Annotated in this window: 1 protein-coding gene; it reads left to right on the top strand. The window is 58.9% G+C overall.

The window, feature by feature from the left end:
- Window positions 1-209: hypothetical protein (locus tag ACYSM9_RS22075; RefSeq protein WP_461859077.1), on the top strand; the 209-nt coding region annotated here is incomplete at both ends.

The following is a 209-nucleotide window of genomic DNA, read 5'->3' as shown; positions in this document are numbered from 1 at the left end:
GGACAGAATGTGGAGAATAAATCCAGGGATGAAATTGTGGAGATGATCCGGCAGTCTGGGGACAGTGTGCGGCTCAAGGTACAGCCCATCCCAGAGCTTAGCGAGCTGAGCCGGAGCTGGCTTCGGACTGGCGAGGGACACCGCAGGGAGCCGGCTGATGCCAAGACGGAAGAGCAGATTGCCGCTGAAGAGGCCTGGTATGAGACGGA

It is taken from the genome of Arthrobacter sp. C152 (genome assembly GCF_054890965.1).
Note: the sequence above shows the minus strand (reverse complement) of the source record. Positions and strands in the feature narration are given on the sequence as shown.